Genomic DNA, 1187 nt, shown 5'->3' with positions numbered 1-1187 from the left:
GGTGCGCCTCTGGTGGCCTGACTGCCGATGTCACCGAAATCGCCGTTGGTGGAACCGAACCCGCCGATCCCGCCCGTCCCGCCGCCGCCCGAGTCGCCACCGCGCCCGCCGGTGCCGCCCTGACCAAGCGTGCCATCGGTGACCGTCCAGGAGCCGACACCTCCGGTGCCGCCGTCGCCCCCGGATCCGCCGGTGCCGCCGTCGCCGCCGGTGCCGCCGACACCCTGCATGCCGCCCGTGCCTTTGCTGGAAGTTCCGCCACGTCCGCCGTCACCGCCCTGTCCGCCGAGCCCACCTTCGCCGCCCTGTCCGCCGGCGCCACCTGTCGCGCCCGGATCGATCGCGTCGTCTCCCCGCGCTCCGGTGCCGCCGGTGCCGCCGACGCCTCCGGCACCCCCGTCGCCGCCCTTACCGCCGTCGCCGGCCTGCGCGCCCCCGGCACCGGCGGTGCGGGCGGGACCGGCGGCTCCGGCTCGACCAACGGTGACGGCGGCGCCGAAGGGGACGCCGGTAGCACGGGCGGCCATGGCGGGCACGGCGGCGACGGTGCGGATGCGATCACCGCCGGCGGTGTCGGCGGCACCGGCGGCGTCGGGGGTGACGGCGGCCTGGTCGGGGACGGCGGCGACGGTGGCACAGGTGGCACCGGCGGGACCGGCCGCACAGGCGAAGTAGCTCATGACACCAACGAGACCGGCGAAATCGGTGGCACCGGCGGCACCGGTGGCGCGGGCGGAGCAGGCGGTGCCGGGGGCGCGCAGGCCGGCGACGGCGGTAAGGGCGGCGACGGGGGTGCCGGAGGCGTCGGCGGCACCGGCGGCACCGGAGCGCGGGGAGACGACGCGATCGATCCGGGCGCGACAGGTGGCGCCGGCGGACAGGGCGGCGAAGGTGGGCTCGGCGGACAGGGCGGTGACGGCGGACGTGGCGGAACTTCCAGCAAAGGCACGGGCGGCATGCAGGGTGTCGGCGGCACCGGCGGCGTCGGCGGTACCGGCGGATCCGGGGGCGACGGCGGCACCGGAGGTGTCGGCTCCTGGACGGTCACCGATGGCACGCTTGGTCAGGGCGGCACCGGCGGGCGCGGTGGCGACTCGGGCGGCGGCGGGACGGGCGGGATCGGCGGGTTCGGTTCCACCAACGGCGATTTCGGTGACATCGGCAGTCAGGCCACCAGCGGCGGCAAC

1 pseudogene is annotated in these 1187 nt (G+C 77.5%); it reads left to right on the top strand.

From position 1 onward, the window contains the following. A pseudogene (locus A5634_RS28705) lies at positions 1 to 1187 on the top strand (hypothetical protein); the annotation flags it as partial.

Origin of the sequence: Mycobacterium asiaticum (assembly GCF_001673365.1) — a bacterium.
Taxonomy (GTDB): domain Bacteria; phylum Actinomycetota; class Actinomycetes; order Mycobacteriales; family Mycobacteriaceae; genus Mycobacterium; species Mycobacterium asiaticum_A.
The sequence above is the reverse complement of the archived record's forward strand: the minus strand, read 5'-3'. Positions and strand labels throughout refer to the sequence as shown.